General features: G+C 51.8%; 13 protein-coding genes. 9 read left to right on the plus strand and 4 right to left on the minus strand.

The annotated features are described in order from the left end of the window. The first annotated feature begins 62 nt into the window (after window positions 1–62). The 5 genes from argC to argH are packed head-to-tail and all read left to right on the plus strand — an operon-like array spanning window position 63 to window position 5440. Window positions 63–1118: an N-acetyl-gamma-glutamyl-phosphate reductase gene (argC, locus tag ACTZWV_RS03835; RefSeq protein WP_444785264.1), complete on the plus strand. Its 1056-nt coding sequence runs from the start codon at window positions 63–65 to the stop codon at window positions 1116–1118. After that, window positions 1111–1881, plus strand: coding sequence for an acetylglutamate kinase (gene argB / locus ACTZWV_RS03840; RefSeq protein ID WP_444785265.1), 771 nt, complete (start codon window positions 1111–1113; stop codon window positions 1879–1881). Before argC ends, argB begins: the two co-directional genes overlap by 8 nt. A 43-nt stretch (window positions 1882–1924) precedes the next feature. Then, on the plus strand, window positions 1925–2839 hold the full coding sequence (locus ACTZWV_RS03845) for an ornithine carbamoyltransferase (RefSeq protein WP_444785266.1): 915 nt from the start codon (window positions 1925–1927) through the stop codon (window positions 2837–2839). 7 nt (window positions 2840–2846) lie between these two features. Further along, window positions 2847–4055, plus strand: coding sequence for an argininosuccinate synthase (locus ACTZWV_RS03850; protein WP_444785267.1), 1209 nt, complete (start codon window positions 2847–2849; stop codon window positions 4053–4055). Window positions 4056–4060: 5 nt separating this feature from the next. After that, window positions 4061–5440, plus strand: a complete 1380-nt coding sequence (gene argH / locus ACTZWV_RS03855) for an argininosuccinate lyase (RefSeq protein ID WP_444785268.1) — start codon at window positions 4061–4063, stop codon at window positions 5438–5440. A 98-nt stretch (window positions 5441–5538) separates the two neighbouring features. On the opposite strand, the gene ACTZWV_RS03860 is transcribed toward argH, so the two are convergent. From ACTZWV_RS03860 to ACTZWV_RS03870, 3 genes are all read right to left on the minus strand, one after another. After that, window positions 5539–6120 (minus strand): porin family protein, encoded by a 582-nt coding sequence (locus ACTZWV_RS03860; protein ID WP_444785269.1) that lies wholly within the window; start codon window positions 6118–6120, stop codon window positions 5539–5541. A gap of 131 nt (window positions 6121–6251) precedes the next feature. After that, window positions 6252–8390, minus strand: a complete 2139-nt coding sequence (gene malQ, locus ACTZWV_RS03865; protein ID WP_444785270.1) for a 4-alpha-glucanotransferase — start codon at window positions 8388–8390, stop codon at window positions 6252–6254. Beyond that, window positions 8377–8826 carry a helix-turn-helix domain-containing protein gene (locus tag ACTZWV_RS03870; RefSeq protein WP_444785271.1) on the minus strand — a complete coding sequence of 150 codons (450 nt, stop codon included), beginning with the start codon at window positions 8824–8826 and terminating at the stop codon, window positions 8377–8379. The genes malQ and ACTZWV_RS03870 overlap by 14 nt, the downstream gene beginning before the upstream one ends. Before the next feature lie 409 nt (window positions 8827–9235). Here ACTZWV_RS03870 and ACTZWV_RS03875 point away from each other — a divergent pair, with 409 nt between their 5' ends. Beyond that, on the plus strand, window positions 9236–12091 hold the full coding sequence (locus ACTZWV_RS03875; RefSeq protein WP_444785272.1) for a TonB-dependent receptor: 2856 nt from the start codon (window positions 9236–9238) through the stop codon (window positions 12089–12091). Window positions 12092–12193: 102 nt separating this feature from the next. Then, window positions 12194–13678 (plus strand): tryptophan halogenase family protein, encoded by a 1485-nt coding sequence (locus ACTZWV_RS03880; protein WP_444785273.1) that lies wholly within the window; start codon window positions 12194–12196, stop codon window positions 13676–13678. 10 nt (window positions 13679–13688) lie between these two features. On the opposite strand, the gene ACTZWV_RS03885 is transcribed toward ACTZWV_RS03880, so the two are convergent. Next, window positions 13689–15008 carry a hypothetical protein gene (locus ACTZWV_RS03885; RefSeq protein WP_444785274.1) on the minus strand — a complete coding sequence of 440 codons (1320 nt, stop codon included), beginning with the start codon at window positions 15006–15008 and terminating at the stop codon, window positions 13689–13691. Window positions 15009–15292: 284 nt separating this feature from the next. Between ACTZWV_RS03885 and ACTZWV_RS03890 the strand changes: the two genes are divergently transcribed. Next, window positions 15293–18214 (plus strand): TonB-dependent receptor, encoded by a 2922-nt coding sequence (locus ACTZWV_RS03890; RefSeq protein WP_444785275.1) that lies wholly within the window; start codon window positions 15293–15295, stop codon window positions 18212–18214. 23 nt (window positions 18215–18237) lie between these two features. Further along, a complete protein-coding gene (locus ACTZWV_RS03895; protein WP_444785276.1) occupies window positions 18238–22206 on the plus strand; it encodes an alpha-1,6-glucosidase domain-containing protein in 3969 nt (1322 codons plus the stop codon). The last annotated feature ends 145 nt before the right edge of the window (window positions 22207–22351 follow it).

A 22351-nucleotide genomic window follows, 5' to 3' on the forward strand; every position in this document is an offset into this window, starting at 1 on the left:
CTACACTAGCGGCTGTTTCGTGCTATACCTATACGTTATTTACTGTTCGAGAGCCGTATCCGATGTTATCAACTGACAAATCTTCTTCTTTAGTACGCAGCATTGTATTAGGTGCTGCCGGTTACAGCGGTGCTGAGCTGGCGGTAATTTTAGCGCGCAACCCTTATTTTGAGTTGGTGGGCGCCTATGCGTCGGCTGGCCGGGCGGCAGAGCCGTTCTCTTCACTTTACCCACGCTATAAACAGCAACTGGACATACTGGTTCAGCCGTGGACGGATGAGCTGGCTGCAGGCTTGAACGGCAAGATTGATGTGGCTTTTTTAGCCCTGCCGCATGAAGCCAGTGAAGCGGTAACACCGCTGTTGTTAGCGCAGGGTATAGATGTAGTGGATTTATCCGGTGCCTTCCGGTTAAAGCAACCGCAGCTGTATCCGCAGTATTATGGCTATGAACATCAGCATCCTGAATTGTTAGAGGAGGCGGTGTATTCCTTAATGGAATGGCAGAGCACGCCTTTGCCACGGTTAATCTCGGTACCCGGCTGTTACCCAACTGCCTGTACTTTAGCGCTGTTGCCGCTGATTAAAGCCGGTTTGGTGGCAGATAACTGTATTCCTGTAATCAACGCTACCAGCGGTGTTTCCGGTGCCGGCCGCAAGGCTGCACTGAGCACTTCATTTTGTGAAGTCGGCTTAAATGCTTATGGCTTTTTTAAACACCGGCACCGGCCGGAAATAGAGCAAAACCTGGGCCGCAAAGTGGTGTTTACGCCGCATTTGGGTAACTTTAAACGCGGCATTCTGGCTACCAGCGTAGTAACGCTAAAAGCCGGTGTTACGCCAGAGCAGGTAACTGCTGCCTTCACTCACGCCTATAGCGGTAAGCCGTTAGTGCGGTTAGTTACGCATTCGCCCAATGTAGCTGATGTCGCCGGTACGCCGTATTGCGATATTCACTGGCAGCAGGATGGTGAGCAGTTAGTGGTGGTGTCGGCCATCGATAACCTGTTAAAAGGTGCGGCAGCCCAGGCAATGCAAGCAGCTAATGTGCGTTTTGCTAAGCCGGAAACGGCGGGCTTATTTACCGGAGTGAGTCATGCCGGGGTGAGCCATGAATAATACGCCTCTGGTACTGAAAATGGGCGGCCGCCTGTTGCAGGACGACAGCGCGCTGGATGCTTTGCTGGCAGTGTGCGCCGAATTAAAGCAGCAGTATCCGATGGTGCTGGTGCATGGCGGTGGCGATCAGGTTGATCAGTGGCTGGCCAAATTTGGGTTTCATACTGAAAAACTCGATGGCCAGCGTATTTCACCGGCTGAGCAAATGCCGGTGATTACCGGTGCCTTAGCCGGCGCGGTAAATGCCCATATGGTGGCGCGTGCTGCATTGCAGGGCTTAAAACCGGTCGGGTTAACGCTGTCTGCCGGTAACAGCTGCCGCTTTGAATTAAATACTAAATTGGGTGCTGTTGGTGTGGCTAAACCGCAAGACGGCACTTTACTGCAAAATATACTGGCTGGCGGCTTTACGCCGGTATTCAGCTCAATTGGCCACGGTGAGCAAGGGCAATTATTAAATGTAAATGCTGACTTAGCTGCTGCGGCGATTTGCCAACTGGTACAGGGGCAACTGGTGTTGCTGACCGACGTACCGGGTATTTTAGATGGCGAAGGTAAGCTTATTAATGAGCTTAACGCCAGCCAGGCCGCAGCATTGGTGACACAGGGCGTGATTAAAGGCGGCATGAAAGTAAAGCTGGATGCCGCTTTAGATACTGCTCAGGCGCTGCGACGAAGTATTACCGTCGCGGGCTGGCAACACCCGCAAGATTTGTTAAATCTGATGCGACAGCAAGCAGTAGGCACGCGCATCGTCTGTTAGTCCCTTAAACAAGGATGCCGCACTGGCGGCAGATCAGCTGAAAATGAGTAAACTGAACCAACTATTGAGTCTGGCTGAATTAAGCCCGGCTACGCTTAACGATTTGCTGAATTTAGCGTTGAATGTAAAACAGCAACCGCAGAAATACACTCAGGCACTGGCGGGTAAAAGCATAGCGCTGATTTTTGAAAAGCCCTCGCTACGTACCCGCGTCAGTTTTGATGTCGGTATTTATAAGCTCGGTGGCCACAGTGTTTATCTGGATCAGCAAAACGGCGCTATGGGTAAACGCGAAACCGTCGCCGATTTTGGCCGTAATCTGGCCTGCTGGACCGACGCCATAGTGGCGCGGGTCTTCTCACAGCAAACGCTGGAACAACTGGCGCAAGCCAGCCACAAGCCGGTGATTAATGCGCTGAGCGATTTATATCACCCGTGCCAGGCACTGGCCGATTTACTGGCGTTAAAAGAGCGCTTTGGCGATCTGAGCAAGGTACATCTGGCCTATGTTGGCGATGGTAACAACGTTTGTCACTCGCTGATGATAGGCGCTGCGCTTAGCGGTATGAAGATGACAGTGGTAACACCACAGGGCTTTTCACCCGATGCTCAGGTGCTGCTGAATGTGCAGAAAATTGCCGCCAACACCGGCGCTGTGCTGGAGCTGAGCCCGCACTTATCCGCCGCTGCCGGCGCCGATGCTATCTATACTGATACCTGGTTGTCGATGGGCGATAAAGCCGATCCTGAACTTATTGAACGGGTGTTTAAACCCTATCAAATCAACACCGCTGTAATGCAGCGGCTGGCGGTAAAATATTTTATGCATTGTTTACCGGCGCATCGTGAGCACGAGGTTACCAGCGAGGTACTCGACAGCGAGGCGTCACTTGTATTACTGCAGGCGGAAAACCGCATGCATGCCCAGAATGCCGTATTAATCAGTTTATTTGCGTGAGGACACTATGAGTATTAAAAAAGTCGTTTTAGCCTATTCCGGCGGTCTGGACACTTCGGCTATCGTGCCCTGGTTAAAAGACAACTATAACTGCGAAGTTATCGCCTTTGTCGCCAACGTTGGTCAGGGCGATGAGGAGCTGGCCGGTGTTGAGCAAAAAGCCATTAACTCCGGTGCCAGTTCTTGCCATATCGTCGATTTGCGCGAAGAGCTGGTTAAAGAAGTGATTTACCCGACGCTGAAAACCGGCGCCGTATACGAAGGCCAGTATCTGCTGGGTACTTCTATGGCACGGCCGGTGATTGCCCGCGCTCAGGTAAAACTGGCGCTGGAGCTGGGCGCCGATGCACTGTGCCATGGCTGTACCGGTAAAGGTAATGACCAGGTACGCTTTGAAGGCGCCTTTGCGGCGCTGGCACCACAATTAACCGTTATTGCACCCTGGCGTGAGTGGCAATTTAACTCCCGTCAGTCACTGCTGGATTACCTGGCGGAGAAAAAGGTACCTACTACTGCCTCTGCCACCAAAATTTACAGCCGTGATGCTAACTTATGGCATATCTCGCATGAGGGTGGCGAGCTGGAAAATCCCTGGTGTGAACCGTCAGACCAGGTATGGATGTGGACCAAATCACCGGAGCAGGCACCGGATCATGCTGCCTATGTTGAGCTGAGCTTTGATAAAGGCGAGCTGAGCAAAATTAACGGCCATGCCGTTGCGCCGGTAGCGGCGATTGAGTTGTTAAACGAAATCGGCTCTGAGCATGGTGTCGGCCGCATTGATATCGTCGAGAACCGTTTAGTCGGTATGAAATCCCGCGGCTGTTATGAAACACCGGGCGGCACCATTTTAATGGCGGCGTTAAAAGGTCTGGAAGCGCTGGTATATGACAGAACCTCGCTGAAATACCGTGAAGAAGTCGGCCAGGAGTTTGCCCAACTGGTATATGACGGCCGTTGGTTTACGCCGTTAAAAGATGCACTGTTGGCGGCAGCAACTTCGCTGGCCGAACAGCTAACCGGTGATGTGGTGATTAAGCTGTACAAAGGTAATGTTACCGTGGCCAAACGCCGCTCGCCTAACTCGCTGTACTCTGAAGCTTTCGCCACCTTTGAAGGCGATGAAGTGTACAACCAGAAAGATGCGGCCGGCTTTATCCGCTTGTACAGCCTGGCCAGCCGCATCCGCGCGCTGCACCAGCAACAAAAAGGGTAATTATTATGGCGATGTGGGGCGGACGGTTTCAGGAAGCAACCCTGGCGGAGTTTCGCGATTTTAACGACTCGCTAAGCTTTGATTATCTGTTGGCGCAACAGGACATTCAGGCCTCGCGCGCCTGGGCGCAGCAACTGGCGCAGGCCGGTATTATCAGTAGCGACGAGGTGGCGCAGCTCGATGCCGGGCTGGCCGATTTAGCCGTGGCGATAGATGCCGACGCTAAGTTGCCGCTACAAACCAGCGAAGAAGATATTCACAGCTGGGTTGAAGCGCAGCTAACGGCCAAATTGGGTGCCGTGGCGAAAAAGCTGCACACCGGCCGCAGCCGCAATGATTTAGTGGCAACTGACTTGCGCTTGTGGAGCAAACTGCATGCACAAAATGTGCGCCAGTCCTTGCTGGGTGGTATAGCGGCCTTGCTAACCTTTGCAGAGCGGGCCGGTACGGCGGTAATGCCCGGTTTTACCCACTTACAGCGGGCACAGCCGGTATTGGTGGCGCACTGGGCACTGGCTTATGTGGAGATGTTTAAACGCGATGTCAGCCGCTTAGACGATGCTTTAACGCGGATGGATGTCTGTCCGCTCGGTTGCGGTGCTTTAGCCGGCACCGGCGTCGCGGTTGACCGTGAACAACTGGCGCAGCGGCTGGGCTTTGCCGGTGCCGCGCTAAACAGCTTGGATGCGGTATCAGACCGTGACTACGTAGTGGAGCTATCTGCCGCTGCCAGCATCTGTATGACGCATTTATCACGCTTATCCGAAGATGTTATTTTCTTCTGCTCCGGTGAAGCGGGCTTTTTCAAACTGGGCGATGCGATAAGCTCCGGCTCGTCATTAATGCCGCAAAAGAAAAACCCCGATGTGTTTGAGTTGCTGCGCGGTAAAACCGGCCGTGTACTGGGCCATTTGGTCGCCATTTTACATGTGCTCAAGGGCTTACCGTTGGCTTACAACAAAGATATGCAGGAAGACAAGCAGGGCTTTTTTGACCTGATGGCGACGTGGCAGCAATCTTTGCTGGTACTGGCCACCGTATTGCCGCACTTAAGTGTTAACGAGGCGCAGTGCCGCCAGGCGGCAGAGCTGGGCTACAGCAACGCTACAGACTTAGCCGATTATCTGGTTAGCAAAGGTATGCCGTTTCGTGATGCACACGAGGTGGTAGGCGAGCTGGTAGTGCATGCGGCTAAGCAGCAGCTTGCGCTGGAAGCTTTACCGCTAAATGAGCTGAAGCAGTTCAGTACATTGATAGGCGATGATGTTTATCCGGCGCTGCAACTGGAGGCCGGTTTACAAAAACGTGCTGCCTTGGGCGGTACTGCACCGCAGCAAGTGCTGGCTGCATTGGCAAAGGCAAAGCAGTGGTTTGAGGCTGTCTGATGCATAACAGCCTGCAGCTATAGGCTGCAGGCTGTGTTTTATGCCGGGTTAGAAAAGATAGCGGTTAAAAACGCCAGGCTGTTAGAAACGCCACGGTGTTAAAAGCGATAGTTCAGGCCAACGGTCATCAGCGACACGTCAGATTTAAACAGGCCATCATCTTCGTCTTCCAGCTCAGGCAGAATTGTGTAATCTGCCACTAAACTCAGCCGCTCTGTCAGGTTAAAAGCTGCACCGGCACCGTAAATCAGGCCTTTCTCTGTGCTGGTATCAGACCCGGTCAGGCCCGGAAAATCATAGGTCAGGGCATAACGGGTTTCGCCATAACCGCCGGTAGCGAATATAGAAAAACGTTCACCCAGCGGAATACTGCCGCGTGCCATTATCGCCATATGGCGGTCAATTTCAAATTTCGCCGAATCGTTGCCGTCAAAAATCTGTTCATCTTCTACACCTTCGGCATAGCGCGCTTCCAGCGCGAAGAATGGACTCAACTGGTAACCGGCGCTGACACCGGCTACGCCAAATTTCAAATCCGCATCGGCAATATCAGATTCCAGCTCTACTTTATGCTGCCCGTAGTGCCCGCCAAGATAAAAACCGCTGTCCTGCGTTTGTGCATAACCCGCCGCGGTAAAAAAACTACCTGCAAGAACGACGGTAGGGATTAGCTTAAACATAGTGACTCCTCATGTGAGTTTGCGAAAATCACTAACAGGTATAACAGAGGCTCAATGAATCAATAATTAACGAAATGTAAAATATGTAGACAAAAGCCGCCCTGGGGCGGCTTTTTACTTTGCAGGCAGTATTATTGGCGCGCGGTTTTAATGGCGGCGATGAGCTCAAGTACATCGCCACTGGTTAAAATTTCATCAATGTTTTGTGTCAGCTTGCGCCGCCAGTTCGGGTACTCGGTGCTGGTGCCCGGAATATTCACCGGGGTAGCCATCAGCAATAAATCTTCCAACTGAAACGCCAGTAACTTGGCCGGCTGCTGCGCAGTAAATAAGTGGCTGGCGCGCACTAACTGTGCGTAGTCGCCGTCGCTCAGGTGCAAGCGCTCTGCCATCAGGCGTTTTTCATCGGCACGCAGTTGATACAGGCTGTCAGCAACCTGTGGGTTGGGGAATAAATCTAACTGATGGCGCAGGGCTAAATCGTGCTCTTGCCAGTAACCCACCAGGGTAGGCATATCGTGAGTACTGACTGTCGCCAGCGCCAGCTCCGGATAAGTTTGCGCCGCATGATCGTAACTGCCGGCTTTTTGCTCCAGCATAAATACGCGGTACGACAACACCTGATACTGCGCCATTAAATGGCTGATCTCTACCGGCACTGTACCTAAGTCTTCACCGATAACCACACAGCTGTTGCGCTGGCTTTCCAACGCCAAAATAGCGAACAAATCAGCTGCCGGAAAACGAATGTAGGCTCCGGCTGTGGCATCGGCACCGATAGGGCAACACCATAGCCGCAGCAGTGCCATAACATGGTCCAGCCGCAGGGCGCCGGCATAGCGCATATTGGCCTGGATCAGCTCAATAAAAGGCCGGTAGGCTTTTTGTCGCAATGTTTGCGGGTTATAGGCTAACAAGCCCCAGTTTTGGCCTTTGGGCGCCATAATATCGGCCGGGGCACCTACGCTTAAATCCAGCAGGTAATCTTCCGGCGCGCCCCAGCTTTCTGCACTGCTGCGGCTGGTTCCCACGGCAACATCGCAATACAAACCAATCGCCATGCCGTGTTGCTGACACAGGCGTTTGACATCGGCCAGTTGCAGCTGTGCCTGCCATTGCAGGTATAACTGCAGCTCTATTGCATCGGCATGTTCGCGGGCAAACCCGGCTACGGCTGCGCCGTTGGGGTCGCGCAGTTCAGCCGGGAAGTTCTGCCAGGCGGCCATGCTCCAATCTTGTGCAAACAACTTTCCCTGCAGTACCTGGTGCAGCGCTAACTGGCGCAAGCTGGCTCCGGCTTGCTGCACAAAGCGGTTAAACTCAGCTGCCCTGGGCGTATTTTTTGCCAGCTGTTGCTGTTTAAACTGCGCAAACAGCAAGGTAGCAATGTCTTTTTTAACGGCAGCAACGCCAATATAGTCTACGTCTGTGGTGGCACGAAGCTGCTGTAAGCGCTGCTGAAAACTTTCACTGTTAACCTGTTGCTGCGCCGCGGCGCACTGTTGATACTCGTCGGTGTGCTCCAGCGCGACATATTCGGTATTAAGCCATAAGCGACTGTTCGGGCTGTAGGGGCTGCAATCCTGCGGTAGTTCAGGGTAGAGCGCATGCAAAGGGTTTAAACCTATAAAATCAACGCCTTGCTTAGCAAGTGGTGCAACCATTTGTTGCAGATCGATAAAGTCACCGATGCCCCAGTTGCGTGCTGACTTGACTGCATACAGCTGAATGGCCGGACCAAAGGTTTTATGCAAAACAGCTTTGTCGTGCAGCTGAAAACAGCGCTGCGGCGTAATGATCAGCTGTTGCTGATACTGCGCTGTGCCACTGCTCAGCGTTAGCTGATGATAGCCCAACGGCAGGCTCAGCTCTAACGTCAGTTCTGCTGCTAGTACCTCGCCTTTAGCGGTGGTATGGCGCGCGCTGATATCTTTAGCCGCTATGGTAAGGCTGCCGCTGAATTGCTGCTGCTCTTCGGTAACAATATGCCACTGCCAGTCACTTTTAGCTTCAGTTTGCAGTTGTTGCAGGCGAAGCCGCAGCGGTTCGCCTTGCCGGCACACGGTGACAGGAGCGAGAACTTCCAGCCAGGGTTGCTCCGTCAGAGTAGCAATGTGTTGCTGTATGCTGTGTTCAGAGGATAAGTCGAAACCCATTGCCGACAATATGGCCTGCTGCTTGTCCAGGCTGATATGTTCAGTATGGCCCTGGGCGTGCACGTAGCTGTCTTGCAGACCCGCCAGCGCGGCGAGTTGCTTAATTAATTCCATAATTCACCTGTAACAGCGCTTTGTGCGCGGGAAAATGATGTGTTCTGGTTGCCGGTGGCAACTTGCGTTGGCGAAATGCGCCGGGAGAACAGCCGTGCCAGCACTTAAACGCTTTTTGAAAACTACTTTGTTCTTCAAAACCCAACTGATAAGCAATTTGCTGCAAGCTCAGGCTGTCGTCGTGTAAATACTGCTGTGCCAGCTGATGCCGGCATTCGGTTACCAGGCAACGAAAACTGCTACCGCTGTGTTGCAGTAAGCGTTGCAAGGTTCTGCTGCTCATGTGCAACAACCGGGCCGCGTCAGATAAGCGCGGCGCCTGCGGCAGCCTGCTGCAGATATAGCTGCGCAACGTGGCTGCGACCTGCAACCCTGTCTGGTTGTTGAGTTGGCTTCGCTTAACAGCGGCGTCTGGCCTGGTGCTTATATTTGTCATAGTGTGCTCCGGCAAGGCAGCAAAGCAAGATCCATACGTTTGCTACCGGCTGCCATATACTGGTGCAAGCATAAATCAGCCTTGTGCAATTATTAAACCTGCTGCATACGTATGCATTGAAAATATCGCTAAAACCGGCCCTGTCTCTTCTCTCCACTCTGCTATAACTAAGCGGTATATCTAAGAAAATAAGGCGTCTCAGGCAAAAATGCCTTTTTGCACTACGCTAGTGCGTGAAATGGAAACAATGCGCTGCTTTTGTGCGATTTAGCAATTATGAATACGTATTCATGTTGAGCTGTTGACCTAATAAGTTTAATAAATAGCCTTAGACAAAAGTCTGGTTGTACTGATACGGCTGCGCTTACAGCTAACAGACAACACAAACAACACACCGGGGATGAAGGACATGACAAAATTTAAACTCAATATGCTGACATTGGCGCTGGCTGCAGCCGGTTCCGGTTCCGTGGCGTATGCGCAAACAGCAGAGCAGGCCAAGGCTGATGAACAAATTGAAGTGATTTCGGTAACAGGTTATCGCGGCAGCCTGCAAAAAGCGCAGGCGATTAAAATGAGTGAAAACTCTATCGTAGAAGTGCTGTCGGCCGAAGATATCGGTAAGCTACCGGATACCAGCGTAGCAGAGTCATTAGCTCGTTTACCGGGCTTAGCCGGCGAACGTCGTAACGGCCGCACCAGCGGCTTATCGGTACGTGGTTTTAATGAAAACTATGTCGGTACCTCACTGAACGGCCGTGAGCTGTTGGGTATGGGGGATAACCGCGGCGTAGAATACGATCTGTACCCGTCTGAAATTGTCTCTACCGCCTTAGTTTACAAAACTCCGGATGCCAGCCTGATGGCGCAAGGCATTGGTGGTACTGTCGATTTGCAAACGGTTAAACCGTTGTCGGCTGAGCGTACTATCGCTTTTAACGGTAGTTATGAGAAGAATGATCAGGATTCCGGTAACCCGGATTTTGATAACACCGGCCATCGTTTGTCATTTAACTACATTGATAAATTCCTTGATGACCGGCTGGGCGTAGCCCTGGTTGTGGCATCGCTGGAAACACCGCGTCAGGAACAGCAGTTCCGTGGTTGGGGTTATGCCGGGGTAAATTTAGGCCTGGATGATGAAGGCGAACTGCAAAACCCGCGTCGCGCGACAGACACTGTCGATGTGCCTGCAGGTACAGTAGTGCTGGGCGGTCATGACTCCTTCACCCGTTCCGCGATGCTGGAACGTGATTCAGTTGCTCTGGTACTGGAATATGTGGTGAATGACCGGTTGACTGCTACCTTTGATGCGCTGTATATCGATTTTAATGAGCAGGACGCCCGCCGCGGCCTGGAAGAAGGCGGTGCTGAGTGGGGTACCGGGGCTTATACTATTACCGGCGTAGAGAATGGCTTGGTTACTTCCGGCTATTACGACGGTTTTTATTCTGTAGTGCGCAACGATGTGCGTGAGCAGGATTCTGAGCTGAAAACCTTTGGTCTGAATTTAGAATATCAAATCAGTGACAACTGGCAGGGCCAACTGGATATTTCCAGCGGCAAGGTGACTAAATCTATTACTGATATTGAAAGCTATTCCGGGGTTGGCCGTGCCAACACTCCGGACCGTCCTATTACCGCCCGGTCCTGGGTTATGACACCTAACGGCGCTTTTTACTCTGATCATCCAACTATTGCACCGGTAGATTTAACCGACCCAAGCCTGATCCGTTTAGCCGGACCACAAGCTTGGGGCGGTTCATTAAACCCGATTACAGATTTCCAGGGTAATAATCAGTTTGGCCCGGATACGGCGCAGGATGGCTTTGTTAATAACCCGGATTTTGAAGAAACGCTGGACTCAGTGCGCCTGCAAACCAATGGCTATGTGGAATGGGGCATCTTTAATGAATTGGAGTTGGGCGTAGTATATAAAGAACGCTCTAAAACCAAAATTAACAACGGCGCTTTCTTAACGGCCAACACCTGGCCAAATGACGGTGCTATTCCGAATGTGCTGGGTGTGGCAGATTTAAGCTTTATCGGCATTAACGGCGTGTTGGCTTATGACGCCCTTGGCCTGTATAGAAGTGGCTTTTACACTGAAACCAATGCTGCGCTGCTGGAAAACGGCCGTTACGGTGATACCTACAATATTGAAGAGAAGCTAACCACGCTGTACGGTATGCTGGATATCAGTACTGAAATTGGCAATATTGCCGTAAGTGGTAATGTGGGCGTGCAAATTGTACGTGCCGACCAAAAAGGCCAGGGCTTTAGTGCCACCACTAACTCGCGTGGCTTTACTGAGGCAGTGCCTGTATCTGCAGGCACCGACTACACTGATGTATTGCCCAGCCTGAACCTGAGCTTTGAAGTGGCAGACCGGCAGTACGTACGTACCGGTTTATCGAAAGTGATGAGCCGGCCGCGGATGGACGATATGCGACCTAATTCGCAGGTAACCTTTGCCTTTAACGACAACAATATCCTTGATGATGACCCGTTAAACAGTGCTTGGGGCGGTAATGGCGGTAATACCGAATTGAAACCTTTGGAAGCAGATCAGTTTGATTTGTCTTATGAAAATTACTTCCATGATAATGGCTTCTTTGCGGCGAGCTTCTTCTTTAAAGATCTGAAAAACTGGCATCGTAATGTAACCTTAATCAATGATTTTTCAGCGAATTATATTCCGGGTTTCCATCAGTCTTCTGATGCAACCGGCAACCAGGAACCTGCTACTTTTCTCGGCCGGCTGGATGTACGTCAGGATGGGTTAACCGGCTTTGTGCGTGGTTACGAATTCCAAGCCAGCTTGCCGTTTGATATTATCCATGAAGCTTTAGACGGCTTTGGTATTGTTGCCAGTGCCACCTTTATGGACGGCAAACTGGATGACGGTGGCCGGGTGCCGGGTTTGTCTGAGGAGATTTATACTCTGACAGCTTACTATGAGTATAAGGGCTTTGAATTCCGTATCTCCGGTACTAAGCGCGATGAGTTCCAGACTGAAGAGCGTGGTATCAGTTTAAGTTTGGTGCCGGTGAGCCGTCAGGGTACTGAGTTGTGGGATGCGCAAATTGGTTATGACTTTAGCGAGTCGGGCATCGATGCCCTGGATGGTCTGCGCATTACTTTGCAGGCGCAAAACCTGACTGACGAGAAAGACATCAGCAACAGTGGTGATGATGCCCGTCAGGTTGTAACCTATCAGAGCTTTGGTCGTAACTATATGCTAGGGTTGAACTATAAGTTCTAAGCTTGGCAGCTTTAGCGGTAAAATTGTTTATCGCTAAATATGTTATCAACAGCCCAACCAAGCTTTGCCTGGTTGGGCTGTTTTGTTCTGGAAGGTGCAACTATGCAGGCTGTGCGTAAAGTAGTCATTTTGGGTGGTGGTACCTCCGGTTGGATTGCTGCCGCTTTGCTGAAAAAAGTGCTGGGTAACGTCGTCGATATCCAATTGGTGGAATCTGAAGACATCGGCACGGTGGGTGTTGGCGAAGCGACCATTCCGCCAATCCGTTTATTAAATAACGTGCTGGGTATTAACGAGGCTGAGTTTTTACGCGAAACCAAAGCCACGATTAAACTGGCGATTAAATTTGAAAACTGGCGTGTGCAGGGTGAAAGCTACTTTCATACCTTTGGCGCGCCTGGTAAAAGCCTGGCATTCTGCCATTTCCATCATCTTTGGCGTCGGGCGCAGCTGCTGGGTGATACCACTTCGCTGTGGCAATACGACTTGAATTATCTGTGTGCCGAAGCCGGTAAATTTGCCGGTATTAGCAGCAAAGATCCGGTACTGGAGTTACCCTACGCTTATCATTTTGATGCCGGGTTGTACGCGCGTTTTTTGCGCAAGTTTAGCGAGAAAGCGGGCGTAGTTCGCCATGAGGGCAAAGTTAGCAGCGTAACCCAGCATGGCAATGGTGATATTCAACATCTGGTGTTAGAAGATGGTAGGGTACTGGCAGGTGATTTGTTTATCGATTGTTCCGGTTTTCGCGGCCTGCTTATTCAGCAGAAATTAAATACCGGCTATGAAGACTGGAGCCATTGGTTACCGTGTGACAGAGCTGTGGCCGTGCCGTCAGAGCGTTTTGAGCACACGCTACCCTATACCCGCTCCATTGCTCATAGCAGTGGCTGGCAGTGGCGTATACCGCTGCAGCACCGCAATGGTAACGGCATGGTATACAGTAGTGCACACTATACCGAGCAGCAGGCAGCGGATATTTTACTGGCAAACCTGGACAGTAAAGCACTGGCGGACCCTAAATTTATTCAGTTTAAAACCGGCCGGCGGCGCAAGCAGTGGCACCGCAACGTGGTATCAGTAGGCTTGTCGAGTGGCTTTTTGGAACCGCTGGAATCGACCAGTATTCACCTGATCCAGTCGGCGGTGGTGCGTTTACTGCAATTGTTTCCGCATCAGGGGGTTACTGAAGAACTGGTAAATGAATATAACCGCCAGTCGCAGATCGAGTTTGAGCAGGTGCGCGACTTTATCATTCTGCATTATCACGTGAACGAGCGAACTGACAGTACGTTTTGGCGTGATGTACGGCAGATGGATATTCCGGCGACGCTGGCACGGAAAATACAGCTGTTTGCACAAAATGGCAGCTTATTCCGTGAGCAGAATGATTTGTTTCTGGAAAGCTCCTGGCTGCAGGTTATGTTAGGGCAGGGCATAGTACCAAAAGACTACCACCCGCTGGCGAACAGTTTCTCTGAAACTCAGTTAAAGCAGATGTTGCAAAGTATGCTGGCGATAAAACACGACCCGTTGGCAAAACTACCATCGCATGACGAGTTCTTGCGTAAAGTATGCGGTCAATAAAAACCGTTGGCTAATTCTGTCGCTGCGGCGCGTTGTTCCACAGGTTTTGGTGTTCACTCTGGCTGAAAAATTGCTCCGGATGCCAGCACCGCGGAATAAAGCGCCGTAGCTGGCCGGGCTCAAAATCGGCGCTCAGGCTGGCCAGAATATCTTGTAGCCGTTGCTGCGGCATAATGGCCAGCCGGTCGCGTGCCGGCCGGAAATACAGGTTATGCGCTACGCTGATGCAGCTGTTATGGCCGCCGCGACGATACTGCAAATTACGGCTGACAATGCGGCATAGCGGCTCTTCAGCTTTGGCCGGATACAACTGATTCACCACTGCTAACTCATACTTTTCCGCTACGCTTAAATCGTTTTGTGCCGGAATAAATACCACACCAAAGCCTTGTGGAAATACCCCGGTAATTTTCAGTAAATGCCCGACAAATTGTGCATTTAACTCACCGCGTTTTACCGCGTCTTTCAGTACTAACGTGGCTTTGGGCAGCGCTTCATAGGCAAAGCGCTGCCGGCCCGGCAGCACAATAGAGCTGTATACCTGCGGCACTTTTAACAAGCTGCCCACGGCACTGGCAGGGTCTTCAGTTGCGGCCAGTAAGCGTTCGGTAAAGTCGAGCCGCTGTTGTTGTTGCGCCATGTCTTGCTGTTGTTGCTGTTTGTCGTTACTGCGAAAACGTATAACGGCTAATGCCTGAGAGAAAAAGTGCTGTCGGGCTTTAGCGCTTAGCTGCAGCAATTGCTGGCGCTCATCCGCTTGCAACGGCCGGTGCGGATTAAGGTTGCCATTGCTGCCGGCCAATACTGTCAGTGCTTTGGGATGCAGCATACCCACATCCAGTAACAACACTGCCATAACCATGGGCAACTGCACGTTTAAGCGGTACGGGCAATCCGGGTCTTTGGCATCGCGCTGCGCATAGTGTTGTTGTATCCAGGGATCATTCAGCAGCTGTTGCTGCAGCATATGCTGCAGTAAACGCAGCGATAACGTAGCACGGTACAGGGTTTTATAACCAAATTGCACCTCACGCCAGCGCCGTGGCGAGTCCGGTACGGTGAGCTGTAAGGTGCCGAGCAATCTGGCGGAGCGGTTCAGCGTTTCGGCCTCTGTTTGTCCTTCCGTTAACAGCAGTATTTTTTCTGCCACAAAGGCCAGCTCGGCCATGGCTGCCGGCGGTGTGACGGTGCTGTGCGTGGCACGGAAAAAGTCTGCCGCGATACTCACCAACGACAACGCCGAAGCAGGCGTAGTCAGGCTGTTAAGTACGCGTTTCAATTCGCGTATAAATACGCTGTCGGCGGTGTTGATACTGGCCTGGTTACGCAATGCTGATCCTTTAGTCCAAATGCGGCGCCTGGTCTGAAATGCGGCGCTGTAGAGGCTTACAATAGCGCAATGCGTTAGCCGGATAAAGTACGGCTGTGGCTTTGCACCGCTAAGGTGCGCATTTTCCCGCTTTGCGCTGCTTTGGCGCAGCTGAATACGTATTCATATTGCGTACTGCCCCAATTAGGTTAATAAATGAACTGCTTAAAAAGCAGGCTGCACCTCTCATGCTGCTGCATGGATTGCGCAACCATTACAATAAAAACACACGGGGATACAGGAGCATGAATAAGTTTAAACTTAGTCTGCTGACACTTGCTATGGCGGGTGTAAGCAGTCTGGCGTTGGCGGCTGAGCAACAGACAGCTGCGCCGGCGCAAAATCCGACTCAACAGCAAACTGACGTAGCGCAAGACAATACAACACAGAGCATCACGGCTCAAACTACTGACAACACAGCCGCAGCAGATAGCGTCGAAGTGATCCGGGTGCGCGGCTTTGCCGGCAGTTTGTTCCGCTCGTTGGATGCCAAGCGTTTTGGCGATACCGTATCTGAAACCATTTCGGCAGATGATTTAGGCGCCTTGCCGGATGTATCGATGGCCGATGCTTTAACACGCTTGCCGGGCATTTCGGCGGTGCGTACCGGTGGCCAGGCGGCAGAGATTAATATTCGCGGTATGTCGGGCGGTTTTGTCTTTTCAACGTTGAACGGCCGTGAACAGGTGTCGACCAGTGGCAAACGCAATATTGAGTTTGACCAATATCCGTCTGAATTAATTAACTCCGCCGCCGTGTATAAATCGCCGAAGGCGTCGCTGATTGAAGGTGGGGTTGCCGGTACGGTAGAGCTGCAAACCGCCAGCCCGCTGCGCAACGAAAAACAGCACACCTTTACTGTTAATGCCCGCGGCATGTACAACGACCGCGCTGACGAAGTGCCGGATGGCGTTGATTTTGGCCACCGCTTCAGCCTGTCGTATCAGGGCAAGTTTTTAAACGACACCCTTGGCTTTGCCGCCGGCTATGCCCGCTTGTATCAGCCCAGTGTGGCGACACAGTTTGTTGGTTTGGCCTATAACGGCGAGAAAGACACCAATGATGATGGTGTGAACGAATATATCAGCGAAGGTTTTGAGCTGCAGCACAAAGGTGGCGAGGAAACCCGTGACGGCTATATGGCTGCGCTGGAGTGGACGCCCCATGATGCTTTTACCTTAAAAGCCGATGCGTTCTTATCTAAGTTTGACAAAGAAGCCTTCGCCCGTGGCTTTCGCGTTAAGTTCGGCGGCCCTACCGCTGCGCTGGGTAACCCTGTACTGAATGGCAGTTCGGTAATTGGCGGCACCTTTAACCGCACTACCACCAGTTTTACCCGGGTAGAAATTGTTAATGATGACAACCGCGACTATGACGAAGTGCGCAGCTTTGGTATTAATGCCGATTGGGATGTCAGCGACAGTGTGAACCTGAGTTTTGACGTTTCGCATTCCGGCGCCAAAAGCAACTTCCGTAACGGCCTGTTGTGGGCGCTGGTAGCGGAAGATGCCACAGCAGCAACGCCGGTGCTGGATACCAATGTGTCCATCTCTTATCAGCTGAATAACCTGAATCTGCCGGGCGTAGGCTTTAACCAGGCTGCGGCATTTTCTGATATTGATAAGGTGATGGTCAGCAAATACGGTATTTATCCTTATGTTAACGAAGATGAAGTAAATGCTGTGCGCTTAGATGCGACCTGGCTGCTGGATTTGCCCGTGGTAGCTTCACTGGAGGCTGGTGTACGCTACTCAGAACGCCGCTACAAAAATGACCGCTCTATCTTTGAGTACGGCAGCGACGGTGGATTTCTTAATTCACAGCCGCCACTGCGCCTGACGGCAGATATGACAGAAGTAGTGAATTTTCAGGGGGATTTTGCCGCTTATCCGGCCTATTTGTCAGTTGATCTGAATAAAGCGTTAGCAGCCTGGTTCCCACAAGGCATACCGCAGCCGGTACAAACCTGGGGCGCCGGTAACCCGGATCTGGTGGAAGAGCAACTGGCAGATACCGGACCGAATACCAGTTGGTCCGTGCTGGAAAGCGGCGAAGTGTATGAAGATGTGCTGGCCGGCTATGTGATGGCGAACCTGGATACGGAAGTTTTTGGTATTCCGCTAAGCGGTAATATCGGCGTGCGTGTGGTGCAAACCGACCAAAGTGCTAGCAACCTTGCCGATGTTAACGGCGACCCGCTGCGCGGTGCGCAAAATATTACTGATGATTCCGGCCTGGTTAATACCCGTTATGCGCCCGGCGTGCTGGGTGAAAAATACACTGATGTGCTGCCTCAGCTTAACCTGAACTTCGGCATTACCGACAACGCGCAAATCCGCTTTGCCGCAGCAAAAGTGATGTCGCGGCCACCGATTAACCGGCTGGCGTCTAACACCTCTATTACCATCAGTGACGATGGTGAAATCAGCGGTAACAGTTCCAACAGCCCGTTTTTACGGCCGTTTGAAGCGACGCAATACGATCTGTCCTACGAGTACTATCTGCCGTCCGGCGCTATTGCTTTTGCGTTGTTTTATAAAGACATTAAGTCTTTTGTAAATGACTTTACCATTCAGCAATTTGACTTTGCCGGCGCCGGTTATGATGTACCGCTTGAAGTAATAGACGAAGACGGTATTCCGCGTGCCACCTTTAACGGTGCTTTTTCTACCGCGGTAAATAACGGTGAGGGCGGTTATATCCGCGGTGCCGAACTGGCTTTTACCAAGGTGTTTGATAGCTTGCCGGAAATGTGGTCCGGCCTGGGTGTGCAGGGCAGTTACTCCTATACCGAAAGTGAAGTCAGCCTGATTAATGACTTAGGCGGCGCAGCCACTGAGACCAGCTTTGAAGGCCTGTCGCAAGATGTGTTGACCGGCACCGTATTCTGGAATTACCGCGGCTTTGATGCCCGCGTCAGTGCGCGCTACCGCTCGCCGTTTGTCTCGTCGCAGGTAGGTATTGACGAGCAAATCACTAATTTTGACAGTGAAACCGTAATCGACATGCAAACCTCGTATGACGTTAACGAGCATTTCAAACTGCTGTTTCAGGTAAACAACCTGACAGATGAACCCACTAAGAGCTATTTCGGTGACAAGGCGCAGACCGGCACGATCCAATTTTTTGGCCGCCAGTTCTACCTTGGCGCGGTGTACACCTTTTAACCGGATTTTGGAGCAACAAAGCAATGTCTACTATTAAAAAAATGCTGCAGCTCAGTTCATTGTTGCTGGCAGCCAATATGCTGGCAGCCTGTGGTGGTGCCGATAATACTGCGCCCGGCGAAGTACTGTTAAGCTGCGATGTACCGCTGATCCCCGATGCCAGCGGCACCAGCTGTGTTAACCCACCGCCGATATTCTGCCCGGCGCCGCAAGTGCCTACTGCCAATAATGAAAGCTGTGAAATAGGTGAAAATCCGAATGCCCCCGCGCCGGTGGTGATGGCTGGTGCTAACGAAGCGGTGCTGTTTTATAAACGGCCGCAGGATGGGGTGTATGACGGTTACCGCTTACATACCTGGAATAATGAAACCTGTGATGCGTATGCCCCGTCATCAGTTGCAACGGGCTGGGAAAACGGTTTGGTGCATAACGGTATTGACCCTAACTACGGTGCTTACTGGATTTTACAGTTAAAACCCGGCTATGCCGGAACGCCCGGCGCCTGCGGCAACTTTATTGTGCATATTGGTACCGATGATGCCGGTAAAGATCCCGGCACTGATATGCAAATGCCGCTATCCCAGGATCACCCGGATTTTGCGCGGATGAACTGGATTTTCTCCGGTGTTACCGGCGTGTTCGAGTTTCCTATCGAGTCACTGGGAGTAAGTATTCAGGGAGCTGCCGCGCATTGGCTGGACCAGAATACCTTTATCTGGAACAGTGGCATTGCTGCTGCCAGCCCCGTAAAACTGTACTTTGATGCAGATGCCGGATTAGCAATTGGCCGCGATGGTAACCTGAGCGGAGACAGCATAGAGCTGCTGCCGGTTGAGTTGACAGAGCAGCAGAAAGCCCTGGTGCCGCATCTGGCCGACAAACCGGCATTTAGTGCCAACTTTACTGCCGATGAAGCTAAAGCCATGGTGAAAAACCAACTGGCGCTGGCAGCGTTTGGCACCGACAATGCGTTACTCAGTGCAACCTGGGTGCAGGCAGCCAAAGTGTTAGATGATTTGTACACTAAAGGCGATGCTGACGCCGATGAAGCCATCTTGGGTGTAAGTTACGAAGACGGTGCTGTAAGCGCCGCAGTGTGGGCGCCAACAGCCCGTAATGTGCAGCTGAAAGTGTATGACAGCGGCCGTAACCTCACTGCTACCCATGCGATGAGCCTTGATACTGCCAGCGGGATTTGGCATTACAGCGGCAGCGATGCGCTGGACCGCCAGTTTTATCGTTATGAAGTGACCGTATATCACCCGCTAACGCGCAAAGTTGAAACTATCGAAGCGACAGATCCCTATTCGGTTAGCGTGGCGATTAACGGCCGCTACAGTCAGTTTGTTAATCTGGCAGATGCTGATCTGGCGCCGGAAGATTGGAGCGAGCGCATTATTCCTACCGTAGCTAAACCGGAAGATATCGTGATCTATGAAGGCCATGTACGGGATTTCAGTATCCGCGATCAAAGCGTCAGTGCGGCTAACCGTGGCAAATATCTGGCCTTTACCGAGACGGACTCATTACCGGTTAAGCACCTTGCGTCACTGGCACAGCATGGTTTAACGCATTTTCACTTATTGCCGCTTAATGATCAGGCCAATATTAATGAAAATGCCGCCAGCCGGATTGAGCTTAGCGACACCGTCGGCAAGTTGTGTGCGCTAAAAGCGGATGCACCGGTGTGTGGTAATACCAACGCTAACGCCACTTTGTTATCGGTGCTGGAGGGTTATTCAGCTTTTGGCGAAAAAGCACAAGAGCTGGTGCAGGCCATTCGCAGCATAGATGGCTTTAACTGGGGTTATGACCCGCAGCACTTTATTGCCCCGGAAGGCAGCTATGCCTCTAACCCGGACGGCGTGGCACGCATTAAAGAAGTGCGGGCAATGAACAAAGCACTGAACGATATTGGCCTGCGTACTGTGCTGGACGTGGTGTACAACCACACCAGTGCATCCGGGCTGAATACCACCTCAGTGTTCGATAAAATTGTGCCGGGCTATTATCATCGTTATAACGAAACCACCGGTGCCATTGAGCGTTCCACCTGCTGTGAAAACACTGCCACAGAACATCGCATGTTCGACAAGTTTATGCAGGACTCGCTGCTGATCCTGGCACGGGATTTCGGTTTCAATGATTTCCGCTTCGACATTATGGGCCACTCACCCAAAGCCAGCATTCTGGCAGCGCGTGAAGTGGTGCGCAGCTACGACCCTGAAGTGTACTTCTACGGTGAAGGCTGGAACTTTGGTGAGGTCACCAATAACCGCTTATTTGTACAGGCCAAGCAAATTGATATGGCCGGTACTGAAGTGGGCACCTTTAACGACCGGCCGCGCGACCCGATACGCGAGGCGGTGTTATTCAGCATTGATGCGTCGGATGATAACTTGCGCAAACAGGACTTAATCCGTATCGGTTTAGCCGGTACTTTAAAAGATTATGTGCTGGAAAGTTATCAGGGTATTGCCGGCCCGGCCTCCAGCTTCGGTGGTGCTGGCTACGCTGAAGACCCTGCCGATATTATTAACTATGTATCCAAGCACGATAACGAAACACTGTGGGACAAGCTGCAATATGGTTTAGACAGCAGCATGACTACTGCAGAGCGGGTGCGGGCACAAAATATCGCCATTGCGATTCCGTTAATGAGCCAGGGCATACCGTTTTTGCAAATGGGCGGTGACTTCCTGCGCTCCAAATCGATGGATCGCGACAGTTACGACTCAGGCGACTGGTTTAACTTTGTCGATTTTACGATGCAAAACAATAATTTCGGTGTTGGTTTGCCATTGGCAGAGAAGAACAAAGATAACTGGAAAGCCATAGCGGGCATTTTGCTGGATCCCAATGCCAAGCCTGAACCGGAGCAAATTAGTTTTGCCAGCGCAGTGTTTAAAGAGTTTTTAAGCATCCGCGCGGGCAGCCCGTTGTTCCGTTTAGCCACAGCGCAGGACGTTATCGACCGCGTTGGTTTTCATAACACCGGCCAAAACCAGACTCACGGCTTAATTGTAATGAGCATTGATGACGGTATTGGCTTAACCGATCTTGATCCGCTGCATGATGCCTTAGTGGTCGTAATTAACGGCACAGCGCAAGAGCAAAGCCATACTATTCCTACCGCCGCCGGCTTTGATTTACACCCACTGCAACAGGCATCGGTGGATACTAATGTCAGTACTGCCGGCTTTACTGCCGGTGCAGATGAAGGCAGTTTCACCGTGCCGGCGTACAGCATGGCGGTATTTGTTCAAGCCCAGGGAGCCACGCAGGGAGCGGGCCTGGCTGCAGATGCCACCAGTGGTGCGCCGGATATCCCGCCATATGAAAACAGTACTATCTATGTTAAAGGTGAAATGAATGGCTGGGGTGCGGTAGATGCGATGACCTATGACGGTGACGGTGTGTATTCACTGGCGCTGGATCTGACTGCCGGCAGCTATAACTTTAAAGTAGCCGACGCCGACTGGAATCCGCTGGTATTTGGCAGTGGTGGCGATGGTAACAGTGTCACCTTGGGCGCGGCGAAAACACTGACTAATCCGGGCGGCGATCTTAATGTCGTGATCCCGAATAACGCAACTTATGTGTTTACGCTGGATGCGACTAATAAAGATGCGCCGGTGTTAACAGTGCAGGAGCTGCCGCCTTATGGCGTGGGCACTACGGTGTATCTGAAAGGCGATATGAACGCCAATCCCTGGTCAAATGACGACCCTATGACCTATATTGGCGGCAATGTGTACAGCCTTGATATCGCACTTAATACGGTGAAAATTTACCAGTTTAAATTTGCTGATGCCAACTGGGGCACCGTCAACTACGGCGCGCAAGACGGAGCCTTTACACTTGGCTTGGGTAAAACACTGGTGCATAACGAGGGCAATTTGTCGCTGAATGTCACCGAAGTGGCCACTTACCGCTTTAGCGTAAATGCCAGCGATCCGGAAGCACCGGTGATGACCATTAGTAAATTGTAACCCTGTTCTACCCCCGGCTCTTGCCGGGGCTTCCTGGTGTTTAGCCGCAGCTTGCTGCGGCTTTTTTCATCTTTGTTGGTGCTCCGCACGTTTTTGCTGTAAGCTGCGCGCCCCTCCGTTTGGGAGGCCACTGCAGCTGCGGCAG

Source organism: Rheinheimera sp. NSM (genome assembly GCF_052380015.1).
Taxonomy (GTDB): domain Bacteria; phylum Pseudomonadota; class Gammaproteobacteria; order Enterobacterales; family Alteromonadaceae; genus Alishewanella.

Excerpts from the sequence above, each read along its gene's own strand:
- ACTZWV_RS03845 (WP_444785266.1), top strand. The coding sequence starts at position 1,925 with ATGAGTAAACTGAACCAACTATTGAGTCTGGCTGAATTAAGCCCGGCT.
- ACTZWV_RS03895 (WP_444785276.1), top strand. The coding sequence starts at position 18,238 with ATGTCTACTATTAAAAAAATGCTGCAGCTCAGTTCATTGTTGCTGGCA.
- argH (WP_444785268.1), top strand. The coding sequence starts at position 4,061 with ATGGCGATGTGGGGCGGACGGTTTCAGGAAGCAACCCTGGCGGAGTTT.
- argC (WP_444785264.1), top strand. The coding sequence starts at position 63 with ATGTTATCAACTGACAAATCTTCTTCTTTAGTACGCAGCATTGTATTA.
- ACTZWV_RS03860 (WP_444785269.1), bottom strand. The coding sequence starts at position 6,120 with ATGTTTAAGCTAATCCCTACCGTCGTTCTTGCAGGTAGTTTTTTTACC.
- ACTZWV_RS03880 (WP_444785273.1), top strand. The coding sequence starts at position 12,194 with ATGCAGGCTGTGCGTAAAGTAGTCATTTTGGGTGGTGGTACCTCCGGT.
- ACTZWV_RS03850 (WP_444785267.1), top strand. The coding sequence starts at position 2,847 with ATGAGTATTAAAAAAGTCGTTTTAGCCTATTCCGGCGGTCTGGACACT.
- ACTZWV_RS03875 (WP_444785272.1), top strand. The coding sequence starts at position 9,236 with ATGACAAAATTTAAACTCAATATGCTGACATTGGCGCTGGCTGCAGCC.
- argB (WP_444785265.1), top strand. The coding sequence starts at position 1,111 with ATGAATAATACGCCTCTGGTACTGAAAATGGGCGGCCGCCTGTTGCAG.
- ACTZWV_RS03870 (WP_444785271.1), bottom strand. The coding sequence starts at position 8,826 with ATGACAAATATAAGCACCAGGCCAGACGCCGCTGTTAAGCGAAGCCAA.
- malQ (WP_444785270.1), bottom strand. The coding sequence starts at position 8,390 with ATGGAATTAATTAAGCAACTCGCCGCGCTGGCGGGTCTGCAAGACAGC.
- ACTZWV_RS03890 (WP_444785275.1), top strand. The coding sequence starts at position 15,293 with ATGAATAAGTTTAAACTTAGTCTGCTGACACTTGCTATGGCGGGTGTA.